General features: G+C 69.5%; 13 protein-coding genes. 5 read left to right on the top strand and 8 right to left on the bottom strand.

Annotated features, from left to right (window positions below; all coding sequences use genetic code 11):
• Window positions 1–5: 5 nt before the first annotated feature.
• Window positions 6–767: a trypsin-like serine peptidase gene (locus tag AVR91_RS23260; protein WP_063277294.1), complete on the bottom strand. Its 762-nt coding sequence runs from the start codon at window positions 765–767 to the stop codon at window positions 6–8.
• A 146-nt stretch (window positions 768–913) separates the two neighbouring features.
• Here AVR91_RS23260 and AVR91_RS23265 point away from each other — a divergent pair, with 146 nt between their 5' ends.
• Together AVR91_RS23265 and AVR91_RS23270 are read left to right on the top strand one after the other, a co-directional pair.
• Window positions 914–1,738: an SDR family NAD(P)-dependent oxidoreductase gene (locus AVR91_RS23265; protein WP_037333367.1), complete on the top strand. Its 825-nt coding sequence runs from the start codon at window positions 914–916 to the stop codon at window positions 1,736–1,738.
• A 102-nt stretch (window positions 1,739–1,840) separates the two neighbouring features.
• Window positions 1,841–2,521 carry a hypothetical protein gene (locus AVR91_RS23270; protein WP_063277293.1) on the top strand — a complete coding sequence of 227 codons (681 nt, stop codon included), beginning with the start codon at window positions 1,841–1,843 and terminating at the stop codon, window positions 2,519–2,521.
• On the opposite strand, the gene AVR91_RS23275 is transcribed toward AVR91_RS23270, so the two are convergent.
• Window positions 2,509–3,357 (bottom strand): LysR family transcriptional regulator, encoded by an 849-nt coding sequence (locus AVR91_RS23275; RefSeq protein ID WP_228709304.1) that lies wholly within the window; start codon window positions 3,355–3,357, stop codon window positions 2,509–2,511. The two genes, AVR91_RS23270 and AVR91_RS23275, sit on opposite strands and share 13 nt — an antisense overlap.
• 76 nt (window positions 3,358–3,433) lie before the next feature.
• Here AVR91_RS23275 and AVR91_RS23280 point away from each other — a divergent pair, with 76 nt between their 5' ends.
• The 3 genes from AVR91_RS23280 to AVR91_RS23290 all read left to right on the top strand — a co-directional run bounded on the left by AVR91_RS23280 (window position 3,434) and on the right by AVR91_RS23290 (window position 6,915).
• Window positions 3,434–4,150 carry a CTP synthase C-terminal region-related (seleno)protein gene (locus tag AVR91_RS23280; RefSeq protein WP_063277291.1) on the top strand — a complete coding sequence of 239 codons (717 nt, stop codon included), beginning with the start codon at window positions 3,434–3,436 and terminating at the stop codon, window positions 4,148–4,150.
• Window positions 4,151–4,222: 72 nt separating this feature from the next.
• Window positions 4,223–5,485, top strand: a complete 1,263-nt coding sequence (locus AVR91_RS23285) for an MFS transporter (protein WP_063277290.1) — start codon at window positions 4,223–4,225, stop codon at window positions 5,483–5,485.
• Between the two features lie 356 nt (window positions 5,486–5,841).
• Window positions 5,842–6,915, top strand: a complete 1,074-nt coding sequence (locus AVR91_RS23290; RefSeq protein ID WP_394329965.1) for a GGDEF domain-containing protein — start codon at window positions 5,842–5,844, stop codon at window positions 6,913–6,915.
• A 14-nt stretch (window positions 6,916–6,929) separates the two neighbouring features.
• On the opposite strand, the gene AVR91_RS23295 is transcribed toward AVR91_RS23290, so the two are convergent.
• From AVR91_RS23295 to AVR91_RS23320, 6 genes are read right to left on the bottom strand one after another with little or no spacing between them, the layout of a single operon-like run.
• Window positions 6,930–11,885 (bottom strand): RHS repeat-associated core domain-containing protein, encoded by a 4,956-nt coding sequence (locus AVR91_RS23295; protein ID WP_063277288.1) that lies wholly within the window; start codon window positions 11,883–11,885, stop codon window positions 6,930–6,932.
• Window positions 11,886–11,919: 34 nt separating this feature from the next.
• Complete coding sequence (locus AVR91_RS23300; protein ID WP_063277287.1) at window positions 11,920–12,435, bottom strand: YbaB/EbfC family nucleoid-associated protein; 516 nt, start codon at window positions 12,433–12,435, stop codon at window positions 11,920–11,922.
• The gene (locus AVR91_RS23305; RefSeq protein WP_063277286.1) at window positions 12,432–12,761 is read right to left on the bottom strand and encodes a type VII secretion target; all 330 of its coding nucleotides are present in this window, start codon (window positions 12,759–12,761) and stop codon (window positions 12,432–12,434) included. Before AVR91_RS23305 ends, AVR91_RS23300 begins: the two co-directional genes overlap by 4 nt.
• Entirely contained in the window at window positions 12,758–14,737 is a 1,980-nt protein-coding gene (locus tag AVR91_RS23310; RefSeq protein ID WP_063277285.1) for a WXG100 family type VII secretion target, read from the bottom strand. Before AVR91_RS23310 ends, AVR91_RS23305 begins: the two co-directional genes overlap by 4 nt.
• Window positions 14,738–14,748: 11 nt before the next feature.
• Window positions 14,749–15,159 (bottom strand): hypothetical protein, encoded by a 411-nt coding sequence (locus AVR91_RS23315; RefSeq protein WP_063277284.1) that lies wholly within the window; start codon window positions 15,157–15,159, stop codon window positions 14,749–14,751.
• Window positions 15,160–15,190: 31 nt separating this feature from the next.
• The gene (locus AVR91_RS23320) at window positions 15,191–16,042 is read right to left on the bottom strand and encodes an ESX secretion-associated protein EspG (protein WP_063277283.1); all 852 of its coding nucleotides are present in this window, start codon (window positions 16,040–16,042) and stop codon (window positions 15,191–15,193) included.
• Between the last annotated feature and the right edge of the window lie 368 nt (window positions 16,043–16,410).

The raw sequence follows: 16,410 nt of genomic DNA on the forward strand, positions 1-16,410 counted from the left end.
GGAGATCATCCCCGTGCGTCCATCTTCCGGTACAAGGTGGCGACGTCGGTGTCGAAGTAGCTGCTGTAGGACGTGTCCGGATCGTCCCCGCCGTAGAGGTAGCCGCCGATCACGCCGACGACGGTGCCGAGCTCGGTCTTCGGGTCCGGGTCGACCACCCACGGGCCGCCGCTGGTGCCAGTGGTGAAGCCGGGGCACGCGACGCGCATCTGATAGGTGTCGGCCTGGGCGCTGGTGCCGTGGCAGACGACCGGCGCCTCCCGTTCGTCGGGATACCCGGTCAGGGTGATCGAGTGGGCGAATCCGCCGCCGGTCAGCAGGGTGTTGGCGCCCGTGACGCTTTCGAGGGTCTTCGTGGTGCCCGCCTGACGGGCGGTCGCGAACCCGACGTCCAGGTCCGGATCGGACGACTCGGCCCAGCCGTCGGGAACCTGCGGATCCGAGACCTCCCAGTACCCGTACGGCGCGACACCGTCGTGATAGCCGGGCGCGAACGTGATCCCCGTCGCGTACTCGCCGCCTTCGCCGTCGTGCAGGCAGTGCGCCGCCGTGAGCAGGAGGTCACCGGGCGCGCTGTGGACGACGCTGGCCGTGCAGAAATGCGTTCCGTCCAGGAAGAGCGCGCCGATCGCGGGATTGGTCCGCGGTGCCTCGGGGGTGGCCGCCACCGTCGCGGCGGGGACGGCGTCTTCGGTCGCGGCGGGATCCGACGCGGCGGAGCAACCGGACAGAACGACACAGAGCACGAGCAACAGGGCGCGGCGCATCGTCTTCCTTTCGCTCGTCCACGGCTGTCCGGTTACAGATCACCATAAGCGGGGTGCGAAGACAGCCGGAATCGATCAACGCACAGCAAGCTCACAGCCGTAGTATGTGTTACCTCCGGTAACAGTCGAGCGGGTTGGGAGCGGGTATGAAGTCGTTCACGGACAAGGTCGTGGTGATCACGGGCGCGGGCTCGGGGATCGGCAAGGCGCTCGCGATCGAGCTGGCGGGGCGGGGTGCCAGGCTGGCGCTTTCCGACGTCGACGCCGTCCGCGCGGCGGGCACCGTCGCGGAGTGCGAGAAGGCCGGCGCGACCGCGAAGGCGTACGAGCTCGACGTCGCCGACCGTGACGCCGTCCTCGCACATGCCGAGGAGGTCGCCGTCGATTTCGGCGGGGCCAACGTCGTGGTGAACAACGCCGGGGTCGCGCTCGGCGCCACGGTCGAGGAAATGACCTGGGACGACTACGACTGGCTGATGGGGATCAATCTCGGCGGCGTGGTCAACGGCACGAAAGCGTTTCTGCCCCAGGTCATCGCTTCGGGTGACGGGCACATCGTCAACCTTTCGAGTGTGTTCGGCTTCATCGGCGTGCCTACACAGAGCGCTTACAACGCCGCGAAATTCGCGGTGCGGGGGTTCACCGAGGCGCTGCGGCAGGAAATGCTGATCGCCCGGCATCCGGTCAAGGTCAGCTGCGTGCATCCCGGTGGCATCAAGACGAATATCGCCCGTGACGCGCGGGGCGGCGCCGAGCGGGACATCGACAAAGCCGCCGAGGGATTCGAAAAGATCGCGAGGACGACGCCGGAGAAGGCCGCGCAGACCATCGTCCGCGGTATCGAACGGGGGACGGCGCGGATCCTGATCGGTCCGGACGCGTACGCCATCGACGCGATTCCCCGTGTGCTCGGCTCCTTTTACCAGCGGCCGCTCGCGCTGTTGGGGCGCTTGGGAATGCGGAATCTCTGAGAAAGCGGAAGCCACTGAACGGAGTAACCCTCCGTGGTCCGGACGGCTCGGGATAACTCGATCGGGGTGCGTTACTTACGGCGGCGTCGGAAATGCACCACAATGCTCAAGTTCGTGATTCCCCTTCCGGAGGTCCCCATGCCGCGCGCCGCCCAGCGCCGTACGCCGACCGATGCCGCGCTCTCCGTCGAGACGGCGGAGTTGCTGGACCGGACCGGGATCATCGCGGCGAGCCTGCCGAAACGGCGGCGCAGCCCGGAGAACGAACCCGAGCCCGAGCCGATGCCGGTGCGGCCGCCGGTCTGCGAACCGGTGGTGGACAAGGATCTCCGCCCCAAGGCCGTCGTCATCCATCGCCGCGCCAGGTCCTGGCTGGTCGGCGGGGCGGGGGTGGCGCTGCTCGCGATCGGCTGGTTCGCCGGCACCTTCACCTTCCAGCCGGTCGACGACACCGCCTTGCCCGAGCAGCCATTGCCCGCCGTGGCGACCCAGCAGGCCGCGCCGCCGGTCGCGCAGCCGCCCGCGCCGCAGGCCGCCCCGGTCACCGTCTATGTCCCGGTCACCGTGAAGCAGCAAGCGCCCGCGACGAAGAAGAAGCCCGTCAAGGAACGGGTCGTCGCCCTGCCGCCCGCCGAGACCAGGCCGCCGGAGCAGCCGCGCTCCGACCTCGGCTCGCGCGAGAAGCCCACGCAGGACATCCGGAGCATGATGGACCCCGTCGTGGCGAGTTCACTGGCGATGCAGATGGCGCAGGGAATGGTGAGCTACAGCTACGGCCGCTGACCCGTCAGTGCGGCGGCCAGCGCCGAACCCTCGCCGGGATCCCCGTGCACGAGTTCGGTGCGGTGCACCACCCGTGGCGAGGACAGGGAAAGCGCGCTCACACCGGTGATGACGTCCGCCGGGAGCAGCGCCAGACCCTGACCGGCGGCGACCAGGCCGAGCAGACCGCGGACGTCGGTGCCGGTGTAGCGGAGCCTGCCGCGGAATCCGTCGGTCGAGGCGAACTTTCTCAAGCGTTCCAAGGGAATCGCCGTGTCCGGCGCGTCGATCCAGCCCGCGTCGGCGAGTTCGGCGAGCCGGACCGCGCGCCCCGCCATCGGATGCCCGTCGGGCACCGCGACCGCGAGCGGGCGTTCGCCGACGACGGTGGTGGTGAGCGGGCCGACGTCCGGCAGCGGGAGCGGATCGCTCGGCGCGGTCATGCCGTCGACGAGACCCAGGTCGAGCGAGCCGGTCGCGACCTCCGGCAGGACGTCGTCGCGGCTCAAGACGCGTAGTTCCGTGCCGCGGCGCGCGGCGGCGGCGACTTCGGCGGTGAGCGACAGCGGGGTGAGCCCGAGGACGACCCGGCCGGTGGGCGCCGCGGTGAGCCGGGCGAGGTCCGCGCGGGCGGCGTCGAGCCGGGTCAGCAGCGGACCGGCGTGTTCGAGGAGACGTTCCCCGGCCGGTGTCGGGGCGACGGGCCGCCGGGTGAGCAGCGCGGTGCCGAGGTCCTGTTCGAGTGCGGCGATGTGCTGGGAGATCGCGGATTGCGTGTAGCCGAGGTCGTGAGCCGCCCGCGAGAACGAGCCGCCGCGGGCCACCGCCACGAAGGTGCGGAGCAGATGGGTCTCCATGAGCATCAGTATCGCTTATGGACACAGCAGGGATCATCGTTGGCGCTGAACTCGGTTCGCGGGTCAGGATGACCGCATGACACAGACAGCCCGGGTCGCCGTGGTCGGCGACCGCTCGGACGGCGTCCGCTCCCACGTCCGCATCCCGATGCTCTTCGAACGGCTCGCCGAACGCGACGGCCTCGAACTCGACGCCTACTGGATCCCGACCGACGCCGCCGGGGACCTCACCGGTTTCGACGCCGTCTGGCTGGTGCCCGGCAGCCCCTACCGGTCCGAATCCGGTGCGGTGGAGACCGTGCGCGCCGCCCGCGAGAACGGCATCCCGTTCCTCGGCACCTGCGCCGGCTTCCAGCACGCGCTGCTGGAATTCGCGCGGCACGTCTGTGGTCTCGGCGGAATCGGGCACGCGGAGAACGCGCCGGACGCGGAAGAGCGGTTGATCGTCCCGCTCGCGTGCTCGCTCGTCGGCCACGAAGGCGCCGTCCACATCACTCCGGACACCCTGGCGGCTCGGGTGCTCGGGGTGGCACGTTCCGTTGAGCGGTATCACTGTTCGTACGGTCTCGACGCCCGGCACCTGGACACCTTGGCGGCGAACGGGGTGGTCTTCAGTGGATTCGACGGCGACGGCGACGCGCGGATCGCGGAACTGCCGGAGCATCCGTTCTTCCTGGCGACGCTGTTCCAGCCGGAACTCGCCGGCGACGGAACCCGGCCGCATCCGATCGTGCGGGCCTTCGCGCTGGCCGCGGTGGAGCACGCGAAACTGTCGGTCCACAGTGGACACTGACGGTCGGCGTGGGCCGGATGGCCGCTGACACAGCGGAAGTGATCGACTACCGTGAGCCAAGGGGAGGGGCTCATGGAGAAGGGGGATTCCGCTCGGGGCACCGCGTTCAAGGCCGCTTTCGCGGTCGGCGAGTTCCGTGCGTTGTGGGCGGCGGAGGCGCTTTCGCAGGCCGGTGACCAGCTGGCCAGGGTCGCGTTGTCGGTGCTGGTCTGGGAGAGAACGGCGTCGGCCGGGCTGACCGGGCTCACCTACGGCCTGACGTATCTGCCGACGCTGATCGGCGGCACCCTGTTCGCCGGTTTGGCGGACCGGTATTCGCGACGGACGGTGATGATCGTCTGCGACCTGCTGCGCGCGGCGATCGCGGCGCTGATGGCCGTGCCGGGGACGCCGCTGCCGGTGCTGGCCGGGCTGCTGGTGATCCTGACGATGGCGGGCGGCCCGTTCCGGGCGGCGCAGCTCGCGTTGCTCCCGGACGTCCTCGAAGGCGACCGGTACGTCGCCGGGCTCGCCGTCCGGACGATCACCATCCAAACGGCACAGCTGGCCGGATTCGGCGGTGGCGGACTGGTGATCGGGCTCGTGACGCCCTACTGGGGGCTGGTGATCGACGCGGTGACCTTTGTGGTCTCGGCACTGCTCGTCTCCGCCGGGGTGCGCCGCCGAGGGCCAGCCGCCACGGAATCTTCGGTGAAAAGCCGTGTGGCGCGGGCTTTCAGTGGCGAAGGTGCCAGGGAACTGTGGCAGGGCAAGGGAATCCGGGTGCTCTTCGGGTTGAAGATGCTCGCCGGGTTCGCCATCGCGCCGGAGGGGCTCGCGGCGCCGCTCGCCGTCGGGCTCGGGGCGGGCAGTTTCGCGGTCGGTCTTATTCTCGCGGCCGATCCGATCGGTTCGGTAATAGGCTCGTGGATCTTCACGAAATGGGTTCCGGCGCGACGGAAAACGCGAATCGTCGGCATTCTCGCCATCGCATCCGTCGTTCCTTTGGTCTTTGTCTTCTTTCGCCCGTCATTGCCCGTCTGTCTCGTGCTGATCGGGCTCAGCGGGGCCTTCGCGGCGCCGTACCACCTGCAGGCCGTCGCGTTGATGGCCCGCGCGGTGCCCGACGGCGTCCGGGCGCAGGTGATGGGCCTGACCTCGACGAGTTTGGTGACCGTGCAAGGAATCGGGATCATGCTCGCGGGCGGTCTCGCCCAGCTGACCGGTCCGTTCGTGGCCGTCGGGGTGGCCGCGACGGTGGCCGTCGTCTCGGCGGGACCGATGGCGATGGCATGGAAACGCGCCATCGCCACCGGCCCCGATGTCTGGCTCCCGGCCGGGAGCCGAACCGGCTGAATTGGTGGGATCAGTCCTCGCGACCGTTCATGATGGTCCTCCCTCCCACTGCTCCATCTGTGTGTTCCGGAATTGACTCGAGCCACCCTCAGTACTACCTCGGATACATTGAAATGTGTACGGAAGGGGGACCGGTGACGATGATTATGGGGGATGCGGAACTCGCCGGAGAAGGGGCCGGTACACGTCTGAGAGCCAGGGTCCGACGCTGGGAATTATGGTCCGGACCACGCGGTGTTCCCGCGGTTTTTCTTGTGGTGGAAGGCCTCGCGGCGGCAGTCGCCGTAATCGCCTTGGTCCGATCGAACTACGAGACTACGGAATTCGTCCGATTTGGATCACTGCTCGGCCTCGCTGTGCTGCAGGCCGAGCTTTCGCGTTCGGTGGAACGGTTGCGGCGCACACTGTGCGACCGGCCGCATATCAACATGACTTCGGTGTGGACGTTCGCGGGGGTGCTCGTCCTGCCGTCCGGGCTCGCGCTCGCCCTCGGTCTGCTCATCTACCTGCATCTTTGGTTCCGGGTGTGGCGGGGGATGAGTCACCGTCCGGCCTACCGCGTCGTGTACTGCGCGGCGGCGATCGTGATCTCCTGCCTGGCCGCGGGGGCCATCGTCGCCGGCTGGAACGGGCTGCCCGTCGGGTTCGCCGGCTCGCTGAAGATCGTCGAGGCGGCGGCCGTGTTCACCGTGGCCAACGCGTTCATCGTGGCGCTTTCGGTCTACCTGCACACCGGGGCCAGATCCCCGCGGGCGCTGTTCGGCACCGGCGACGACAACCTGCTGGAAGTCACCACCCTGGTGCTCGGGACCTCGACCGCGCTGGGCATCGTGCACGCGCCTGCGCTCGTCCCGTTCGTGCTGCTCCCGGTGCTGGTGCTGCACCGCAGCGTGCTGGTGCGGCAGCTGGAGATCGCGGCGAACATCGACGGCAAGACCGGCGTCCTGAACGCGCACGCGTGGCACGCGCTGAGTGAACGGGAGCTCTCGTCGGCCGCGCGGGCGAAGAGCAAACTCGGCGTGCTGATGCTCGACCTCGACCATTTCAAGCAGGTCAACGACGTCTACGGGCATCTCGCGGGCGACGTCGTGCTCAAGGTCGTCGCGAAGACGATCTCCGAGCACGTACGCGACTACGACTCCGTCGGCCGCTTCGGTGGCGAGGAGTTCGTCGTGCTGCTTCCCGGCGCGACGGAGACCGAGGTGCTCCCCGTGGCCGAGCGGGTCCGCCGGGCGGTGATGGCGATCGAGGTCGAGGTCGCGACCGCTTCGGGGCCTCGGGTCGTGCGAGGGCTTTCGGTGTCGATCGGTGCCGCGGTGTACCCGTCGGGTGGGACCGTGCTGGAACGGCTCCTGCACGTCGCCGACTCCGCGCTCTACCAGGCGAAGAACAGCGGGCGGAACCGTGTCGTCGCCCTCGCCGCGGCCTGACGACCCGAAATGCGTCAGTCGACGTCCATCGCGTCCGGGTCCTTCTTGCCGTAGTCCAGGTCGCCCCAGCCGCCCTCGCCGGTCTGGTACTTCGCCCGGTCGGCCGCGCTCGGCTCCGGGTAGTTGCCGTGGATCCGATCGACTTCCTGCTCGTAGGTCTCGCGGTTCTGCCGCTTCATCTCCTCGGGCCAGTCACCGTCCCGGATGGTGTCCCGGGTCATGTGCAGTTCCTTGACGTCGTGGCTGGACAGCGGCGGCGTGGTCGCGGTCGTCCCGGGCCCGGTCGAGTAGGTGAGGCCCTTACCGCTGGCGTGCGCGTCGTCGATCATCTTGTGGTACGAGTCGTCCGCGATCTTGCCGTCGAGGGTGCCGTCGGTGTTCTTGAACCCGTCCCGGAACGCGTAGTCGAGCTGGTTGAGCTGGATCGCGGTGTTCGCGTCGCCGCCTTCCAGCGCGTTGCGCTCGGAGTCGCGGTAGTCCTGACTGTTCTTGAAGCCGCTCGGCTTCGCCGAACCTTCGGTCAGGTCCTGGTCGCCCTTGTTACCGGTACCGATATGCGACGAGTGCGCGGGTTTGGCCTCCTGATACGCCCAAGCGTGGTTCTCCAGGTCCTTTTGCTCGTGACTCGAACCCCGTGCGCCGCCACTGCCACGGCCGATCGCCTCGTAAGGGACCGGGTGCTCGGACTCGTGGGAATCCCCGGAGACCTTCTCCCGGCCGTCGGCCTTGAGTTCGTTGTCGTACTTCTCCGTGAGCCGGTTCTGCTCACGCTTCTTCGCGCCGTGCGTGCCGTCGAGGTAGCTCTGCGGTGGGCGCCGCGGCTTCTTCGGACCAGGCGTCGGTTTCGGCTTGGTGACCCGGTTGCCCGGCGATTTCGTCTTGCCGCCGCCCCCGCGGGTCCCTTTGCCGCAGGTGCCCGTCTTGGGTTTCGTCGGCGCCAGGCCGAGCGGGTCGATCAGGTCCGTCGGGTTGCCGACGTAGGCCAGCGAGTCCGACGCCGGTTCGAGGCCGAGCGGGTCGTGCGAGAGGTACCGCCCGGTCGCCGGGTCGTAGTAGCGCTTGAAGTTGTAGTGCAGCCCGGTTTCCGGGTCGTGGTACTGGCCGGGGAAGCGCAACGGCGTGTACGCCCGCCCCGGCGGCGAAAGCACCTTGCCCCACAACGAGGTGTGCAGATGCCAGGCGACCTCGCCCGACTCGTCGAGCAGTTCGCTCGGCGAGCCGACGAGATCGGTGACGATGGCGTGGAACCGGGCGTCCTGTCCGGGGATCCGTTCGATCTGCGTGATCGGCCGTTCCGTGCCCGGTTCCAGGTCCCAGACCACGGCGGTGCCACCGCGGATCTCTTCGGCGAGGTTCGAGCCGTCCCAGATGAAGTCGATCTGCTCGAGGATCCGGCCGTGGACGTCGAGGTGCTGCTTGGCGATCCGCCGTCCGAGCGCGTCGTAGTGGTAGAGCCAGCGTTCGCCGTCCGGGGTGACGACGCCGGTGAGGCGGTCGTCGGAGTTCCACTGGTAGGTCCAGGCTCGGCCGGGTTCCCGCCGCGCGATCGTGCGGCCTTCGGTGTCGTGCAGGTACGACGTCGATCCGGCGCCGGTCATCAGGGTGCCCTGGTAGCGCCGCGGTCCGACGGCCGGATCCGCGCCCGGCCAGCCCGCCTGCGTGAGCGCGCCCGCGAGGTTGTAACCGTAGCTCTCCCGCCAGCCCTGACCCTGGACGTCGACCACGCGGCCCGCCCGGTCGACGTGCAGCGACCGCGGCCCGGACAGCGAATCCGAGATCGACGAGACGAGGCCGTCCCGCAGGTAGCCGTACTCGCGGTGCTGGACGACACCCCGGCCGGTCGACACGGTCTGTGAGGTCAGCCGGTCGGCGGCGTCCCAGCCTTGGCGCAGTTCGACCGGCGTGCCTTCCAGCCGGCGCGACACCTCCCGGCCCGCCGGGTCGTACTCGAACCGCAAGGTGCGCCCGGCCGTTCGCAGCGCGACGGGGCGGCTCGCCGCGTCGTAGGCGAAGAACGACTCGGCGCCCGACGGTGTGCGCCGCGCGACGCGACGGCCGATGGCGTCGTACTCCGAGCGGACGGCGCGGCCGTTGAGCGCTTCCGAGACGATGCGGCCCAGCGCGTCGTAGGCGATGGTGACTTCGGAATGCGCGTTGCGGGCCGAGGTCATCCGGTCGGCGCCGTCGTAGGTGAACGTCGCGACGTCGTCGCCCGCCCGGCGCCCGACGACGCGGCCCAGCGCGTCGCGTTCGATGACGACCGTCTCGCCGAGACCGTTGGTGCGCGACACCAGTTGCCCGGCGGCGTCGTAGCCGTAGCGGGTGATGCGGCCGTTGAAATCGGTCTCGGCGATCAGATTCCCGGCCGGGTCGTGGTCGTAGCGCCAGACGAGACCGTGTTCGTTGGTGACCGACACCAGCCGCAGCTCGGTGTCGTACACATAGGACAGTCGATCGCCGTCCGGGCCGATTTCGGCGGTGGGCAGGTCGAATTGCGAGTACTCGGTGCGCACCGCGTTCCCGCGGGCGTCCACGGCTTCGTCGGCCGAACCCGCCGTGGTGCGATTCCAGCGCCACACGGAGCCGTCCGGGTCGATCTGCTCGGAGATCTCGCCGAAGCCGTCCCATTTCGTCCGGGTGACACCGCCGAGCGGATCGGTGACCGAGGTGGTCTGCCCGAACTCGTCGTAGGTGTACCGGGTGACCGCGCCGAGCGGGTCCGTGACCGCGACCGGCAGGCCCGCCGCGTTCGACTCGATCAGGGTGACCGCGCCGAGCGCGTCGGTCACGACCGCGACGTTGCCCGCGTCGTCGTAGCCGTAGGTGGTGGTGGCGCCGGTCGGATCCGTGGCCCGCACGAGCTTCCCGCGTTCGTCGTACTCGCGGCGCCAGACGGCGCCGTCCGGCCCGGTCCGGCTGGTCCAGCGGCCGGGCGCGGAGTACTCGGCGAGCGCGCGGCCGCCGTCGGGCTGCAGCACGGTGACGACGTTCCCGTCGTCGTCCATTTCCCACCGCGTGGTGCGGCCCAAGGCGTCGGTGCGGCTGAGCAGTTTGCCGAAGCGGTCGATCTCGTACCGTGTGGTGTTGCCCAGCGGATCGGTCTCCGCGACGATCCGGTGCAGTTCGTCGAGCTGATAGCGGGTGACGTGCCCGAGCGAGTTCGTGACCGAGGTGACCAGGTTTTCCCGGTCGTACTCGATGTCGACGTCGAGGAAGCCGCCGGTGCCCTGCGCCCGCACGACGCGGCCCGCGGAGTCGAAGCCGTACCCGTACCAGCGCCCGTTGACGTCCTCCCAGCGCACGATCCGGCCTTCGGCGTCATAGGTGAACCGCAGGGGCTGCCCGGCGACGTCGGTGATCTCGACCAGGCGGCGCCGCTCGTCGTACCGGTAGCTGCGCAGCGCGGATTCCGCGCCGGGCAGCCGGAGGGCGGTGATGAGTCCATCCCTCGACTCGACGAGCAGGCGGTAGCCCGCTGAATGCTCCAGCTCGCGCGGGACGCCGCTGTCGTCGTAGTGCACGGAGATCCGGTGACCGTCGCCGTCCACGATCGCGCGCAGGGGAAGGGAATCCCCGGGACCGGAGAAGAGCAGCATCCCGTCGGGAGTGGTCACCGCGTAGCCGTCGTCCACTTTGGACAGGGGAAGCCGCTGCCCGAATTCCGGGAGGACGGGGCCGGAAACCGGGACGGGGTAGGACAGAAGTGTCCCGTCGGCGAGGGCGAGGTGCAGTCCGTCGTCCTCGACCTCGATCCGCTGGTCCACAGTGGACGCCCACGACGTGCCGAAGAACCGGCCGAGGCGGTACGACGAGAGGTGCGTCCGCGAAACGGTCAGCGGGAGGACGCCGGCGAACACGACGTCGTCCTGCGTCAGCATCATCGAGCCGGTCGCGACGTCGATCGGGTCGCCGCAGCCGCCGCGGTCCTTGGGCGGCACGCCGTTCCCGGGATCGGTGTTGTTGTCCTTGATCCGGTTGTTCGCCTCGGGTTTCGGGGCGCCGCGGTCCTTGGGCGGCGGTGGCGGCGAGCCGGACGGCGTGGTCGATCCCTCCGGGGTCTCGTTCTTCGGCGGCGGAGGCGGATCCGACTTCACCGGCGGCGGATCGGTCTTGCCGGGCCCCGCGCCGGACGGTGAAGTACCCCCGCCGTCGGGGCTGCTCTTGGGTGTCGTGCCTTCGTCCAGCTTGTTCGGCTTCGGCGCGGGCGCGCCCTTGCCCGGCTGGAGCTTCTTCAGCGCCTTGGCCGCGCTGTCGAACAGGTCGTCCGCTCGCTTCAGCAGCGGCATCAGCGCCTGGAGCGCCTTGACGGTCTTCTTCGTCAGGTTCGCGATCTTGCTCGCGGTCTTCGCGACCGCGTTGACCACCTGCGGGACCACCCAGGTCAGCCCGATCCCGAGGGTGAACAGCACCTGGAGCGCCCAGCTGATCAGATGCCCGATCAGCTCGGCGATGATGTCGCGCACCAGCGCGCGGACGGCGGCGACGACCTCGCCCGCCGTCTTCACGCCGCTGGAAGCGCCCTCGCAACCCGCCTTGGCCGACTCCAGCAGGGTGACCGTGTCCTTGGCCTGGGCACGGTAGGCGTCGGCCGAGTTCCCGGTCCAGCTCTGCAGGTCGGCGGAGACCATCCCGGCGAGATCCGCGCCGACGTCACCGAGTTCGGTCGCGATGTTCATCCAGGTCTCGGCGTTCGCCGCGATCTCGTCGGCGTTGCCGGTGAGCGCGTCGAGCGCCTCCTTGAGCGGGCCGACGTGTTCCATCAGCCAGCCGACGCCGTTCGCGAGGATCGCGCCGAAGGGGTCCATCGCCATCGACAGCGCGTCGAGCGCGGTCCCGACGGCGCCCAGCGCCACCGAGGCCCAGTCGCCGCTTTCGATGGCCGATTTCAGATCGAACGCCGACTCCAGCAGTGACGAGCCGGTGTACGCCTTCGTCGAATCCTTTACCTCGGCGACAAGCGGGTTACCCACGACGACCTTCCTCGTGTTTCAGGGGACGAGGAGCTCACCAGGGCGAGTTCTCCTCGTCGTCCGGCGCTTCGTGACGCTTCTCGCGAGGCGCAGGCGGCGTGTCGGCGGACGACGCCGGGGGAGCGGGCGGCGGAGACGGCGGCTCTTCCTCCTCGATCTCGGGGAAGCGGCTGCGCAGGGTGCCGATCATCAGCGCCCTGGTCTCCTGGTCCTCGTCGCCGAGCGATTCCTGCATGACCTCGGCGACCTGGCCCGCGATCCCGGCCTGCGCCTGGTGCATGGTCTTCAGGATCGCCCGCGACAGTTCCTCCAGCGGGTACGTCCTGGCCTTGTTCCCGAACTCGATGTCCGTCACGCCGCCGTCCGCGCCGACGGTGATCTTCACGGCGCCGTCGGCGCTGGACGCGGACAGCCGGAGCTGCTCGGTCCGCTCCTGGGCGGCGGCGTACCGCTGGGCCTTCTCTTCCAGCCCCGCGGCCCAACGATCCATTTTGCGCTGAGCCTCGTCCGGGTCCAGCATGAGCTCGCCGAGCTCGTTCGCGCCGGTCATTTCTTTCCTCCGATGTCCAAGGCGGCGAAGTCCGCTTTGAACGGTTCCGCGTTGGTCTTGTCACCGTCCACATAGGACTTGGCCGCGGTGCGGACGTTGTCGGCGGTCGCCTGGATCCCTTCCGAGGCCGCCTTGATCGTCTCCGCCGCGCGTTCGCCCGCCGGGTTGACGATCGGCGGCAGGAACGCGCACAGCAGGCCGTACGCGTCCGCCGACATCGCCGAACCGGTCGCGGAATGCGCGGTGTTCAGCCGGTCCACGAGCCCGTCGAGATGGCTCGCGTGCGCGGTCAGGTCGTCCGGATCGACCTCGAACGAAGCCGTCACTTCCAGTCCTTGTTCTTCCAGTCGCCGATCACCGGCGGCGCCACGACCTCGTCGGCGGCGAAGAAGGACGGGTCGTCGGATTCGACGTAGTCGGCGACCTTGTGCTCCTTGTCCTCCTGGCCCTGCCCCTTGCCTGCACCGGGAGCCATCCCGCCCATCGGGCCCATGCCGCCGGGCGTACCCGGCTTGCCGCCGGAACCCGCCGCCCGGGCCGCGGCCGCTTCGGCGTCCATCGCGCCCGCGCCGACGGCGCCGCCCATGCCGAGCGAGCCGGACGCCCGTCCGGCACCGCCGAGACCGCCGCCGCCCGCACCGCCCGCGCCACCGGCACCGGTACCGCCGCCGAAGCCGCTGGTCCCGCCGGTTCCGCCACCGCCGGGGATGTTCGGCATGCCACCGAGCTTGGGCGGGTTGTACGGCGTGCCCTTGTACGAGTTGCCGTCCGGGAACGAGGGGCCGGTGAGCCGCTCGCCGATGCCACCGGGACGCGGGATCGGCGGGATGTTCGGCATGACCGGCCTCGGCCCGCCGCTGTTGGGCCCGCTGGGTCCGTTCGGGATGGGGATGTTCGGGGGCGTGAACGGAAGACCGCCGCCGGGCCGCGGTCCGCCGCTCTCCGGGATGGGGATGTTCGGCGGGGTGAACGACGGCGGCGTAACGGACGGAGGCGTGTAGCCCGTGGTGCGCGTGCCCTCGTCGATCTTGGGCATGTTCGGGAGGTGGGGACCCGACGACGCGGCGGGCTTGTACGTCTCGCCGCCGGTCGGTCCGTTCGGGATGTTGATGTTGGGCATGGCCGGGCTGGAGCCGGGGCCACCACTACCGGGACCACCGCCACCGGGGAAGCCGCCGGGACCGCCGCCCGGACCACCACCGGGGCCACCGCCCGGCCCGCCGTTGGGCGAGCTGAACGGCGACACCCCGCCGGGCCCACTGGTCCCACCCTGCGGCGTCCCGTCCATCGAAGCGACGAGGCCGTCCGGGCGCGTCCGGTCCGTGGTCGCGCTGAACGGGGTGCCGTCGGCGCCTTCGGGCGACATCCGGTCGCGAAGCGTGCCGGCGGGCGAACCCGCGCCACCACCGGCGGGGCTGCCCTGCAGCTGCCTGGTCGCCGTCGCCAGCTTCGGCGGGGCGGGGAACGCCGGGGTGGCGATCGCCGAGCCGACCGTGGTGTCGAAGTCGGTCATCACCTTCGCGGCCTGGTCCCGCGCGTCCTGCTGCTTCTTGAAGGTGGAGAGGTCCTTCCCGAGCTGTGCCATGTACACGTACGGGTCGGTGATCTTCTGCAGGTTGGCGTTGGCCTCCTGCACGTTGAACGCCACCGGCGGGTTCGCCGCCATCTGCTTCTGCGTCTCGTTGAGCGTCTGCGAGTGGATCTGCTGCTGCCGCCCGGCCAGCGTCGCGCCGTTCGCGGTCGAGCCGAGCCATTTGCCGACACCGGCGAGGTGCTCGCGGGCCGCGTCGCCGCCCTCGCCCTCCCAGTTGGCCGTGCTCGCGCTGATCGCCTTCGCCAGGTTGCGCTGATGCGAGGCCAGATCGTTGCCCGCCCGGATCCACTCCTCGGAGGTCTCGGCCACCGCGGCCGGATCCGCGTTGTCCGCGATCGCCGACTGCATCTGTTCGTGGGTGGCGTTCGCCCAGATCGTGGACGGCGGCTCGCCGGGTTTGCGGATGTCCAGGTTCTTGTCGAGACCCTCGCGCGCCTTCTCCAGCTGCCCCTCGTACATCTTCTGCGTGAAGATGTCCTTGAAGCCGTTGAGCGCCTTGTCACCCCAGCCGAGGATGTCGAAGAGAAGGTCCGTCCCGGCCGAGGCCCCGGCCCGGATCTCGTCGCCGGAGGCGGCCTCGTCCGCCAGCGGTCCGACGTAGTAGTCGGACGACGAGTCGGCCGTGGGGTCGTAGTTCGGGTCGAGCTTGTCGTAATCGGGCGAGTTCGGGTCGGAGACCTTCGCCGTCTTCTCCTCGGATTCGGTCACGGGTCTCTCCTTCAGATCTCGGTGTCGATCCGCTTCAGGTCGCGCTGGTTCTCCGCGTCGCGTTCCCGGTAGTTCCGCTGGGCGAGTTCGATCGCCTCGATGTAGGTGGGGAACTCGGCGCGGGCGGCCTGGAGCTGGGTGAGCAGACCTTGCGCGTCCGTCGCGGTGCCGTGCATGTGCTCGGACACCCAGCGGGCGGTCGCGGTGGAGCTCATCGGCGGCGACTTCTGCAGCTTGGTCAGCGCGCTCCAGCGCTCTTCGAGGCTGTCGATCACACCCTGGAGTGAACGGATCATCTCCTGGCCGGTGGTCTCGTCGACGGCGAAGCCGCCCTGCTTGGCCATCTCCTTCAGCCGCGCACTCGCGAACGCCACCTTGCGCGCCGCCATCAACGGCTGCAGTTCTTGTGCTTCCTCGGTCAACGGAGGGTCCTCTCGCCGGATTCAGGAAGGGTCAGTAGATGTCCGCGATGGCGTTCCGGATCGAATTCGCCACGCCCGACTGACTCGCCGGGTCGTAGTGCCCGATCACGGCGCCGGAGGCCTCGTCGGTCTCGGTCCGGATCAGGTACCGGCCGTCTTCGGTGTCGAGCCAGCTCAACGGCGTCGACCGGAGCCGTTCGCCGCGGCGGCCGATCCCGCTCACGATGATGTATCCGCCGCCGAGCCGGGGCCCGGACAGCACCTTCTCCAAGACCTCGACGTCGCTCTCGTCGTTGCGCGGAGCCGGTGCTTCAGGCCGGGCGCGGACGACGCCGGTGAACTGGAGGTTGCCGAACGCGTCGGTCTCTTCCTCGTCGAACTCGGCTTCGGCCTGGCGGCGCGCGGCCATCGCGGAGACGGCCCGCTCCTCCTTCTGCACGAGCGTGCGGCGGCCGGTCGACGCGGGGCGCATCCGCGGCAGTACCCCGGAGAGGACCTCGACCAGCTCCTCGTCGTCGAAGAGCGCGAACTGCAGGAGGTCTTCGCCGTGGGCCTGCGTGATGCCGAGCGCCTGCCTGCCGTCGGTGAGGGCGAGGACGGCGATGTCCTGGCCGATGCCGTCGATACCGTTGATCGAAACGGTGATCCGGTGGTTCCCGAGCAGCTCGAACGCGGTGCGGACGGCCGGGTTCAGCTCGCCGTTGATCGACAGGCGGCGCTGTTCGAGATCGGTGTAGACCTTCCGGACGATCGCGGCGTAGCGCTCCGGGTCGATCGAAGTGTTCTGGACGCGCAACGGAAACAAGCGGGCGTCGACGCCAAGCGCCCGCCCGACCACCGTCGCCTCGACCGTCCCCAGCGCGAAATCGGCTCGCTCAGCCATGCTTCTGCGCTACTCCCTCACGGGGGCGGGCCCCGACTTTGTTAATGGCCAAAACAAACTAGCACAGCGCATGAACCTACGGAACCATACGTACACGGCTGAACACGATGGAATGGATCACCGTGCCCGATCGGGCACTTTTCTTGCCCCTAAAGGAATAACGGCCGTTCACCGGCACGTTGCCTGCCGGCCTTCCGGCGGGTGTGGGCCGGCGTGGTCCGGAGTGTCGCGAAAGCCGCTTTCGCGACGTCTGATGTCCCGAAAGTGGCTTTCGCGACATCCCCGGGGGCTCGTCACGACGCTCGCGACTGTCCACAAGGGACTTCTTCGGACAGGTTCTGTCGGTGAAGGCCCCTCCCTAGGCTCAG

The organism is Amycolatopsis keratiniphila subsp. keratiniphila, from assembly GCF_001620365.2.
Taxonomy (GTDB): Bacteria; Actinomycetota; Actinomycetes; order Mycobacteriales; family Pseudonocardiaceae; genus Amycolatopsis; species Amycolatopsis keratiniphila.

Excerpts from the sequence above, each read along its gene's own strand:
- AVR91_RS23320 (WP_063277283.1), bottom strand. The coding sequence starts at position 16,042 with ATGGCTGAGCGAGCCGATTTCGCGCTGGGGACGGTCGAGGCGACGGTG.
- AVR91_RS23285 (WP_063277290.1), top strand. The coding sequence starts at position 4,223 with ATGGAGAAGGGGGATTCCGCTCGGGGCACCGCGTTCAAGGCCGCTTTC.
- AVR91_RS23265 (WP_037333367.1), top strand. The coding sequence starts at position 914 with ATGAAGTCGTTCACGGACAAGGTCGTGGTGATCACGGGCGCGGGCTCG.
- AVR91_RS23260 (WP_063277294.1), bottom strand. The coding sequence starts at position 767 with ATGCGCCGCGCCCTGTTGCTCGTGCTCTGTGTCGTTCTGTCCGGTTGC.
- AVR91_RS23300 (WP_063277287.1), bottom strand. The coding sequence starts at position 12,435 with ATGACCGGCGCGAACGAGCTCGGCGAGCTCATGCTGGACCCGGACGAG.
- AVR91_RS23270 (WP_063277293.1), top strand. The coding sequence starts at position 1,841 with ATGCTCAAGTTCGTGATTCCCCTTCCGGAGGTCCCCATGCCGCGCGCC.
- AVR91_RS23280 (WP_063277291.1), top strand. The coding sequence starts at position 3,434 with ATGACACAGACAGCCCGGGTCGCCGTGGTCGGCGACCGCTCGGACGGC.
- AVR91_RS23275 (WP_228709304.1), bottom strand. The coding sequence starts at position 3,357 with ATGGAGACCCATCTGCTCCGCACCTTCGTGGCGGTGGCCCGCGGCGGC.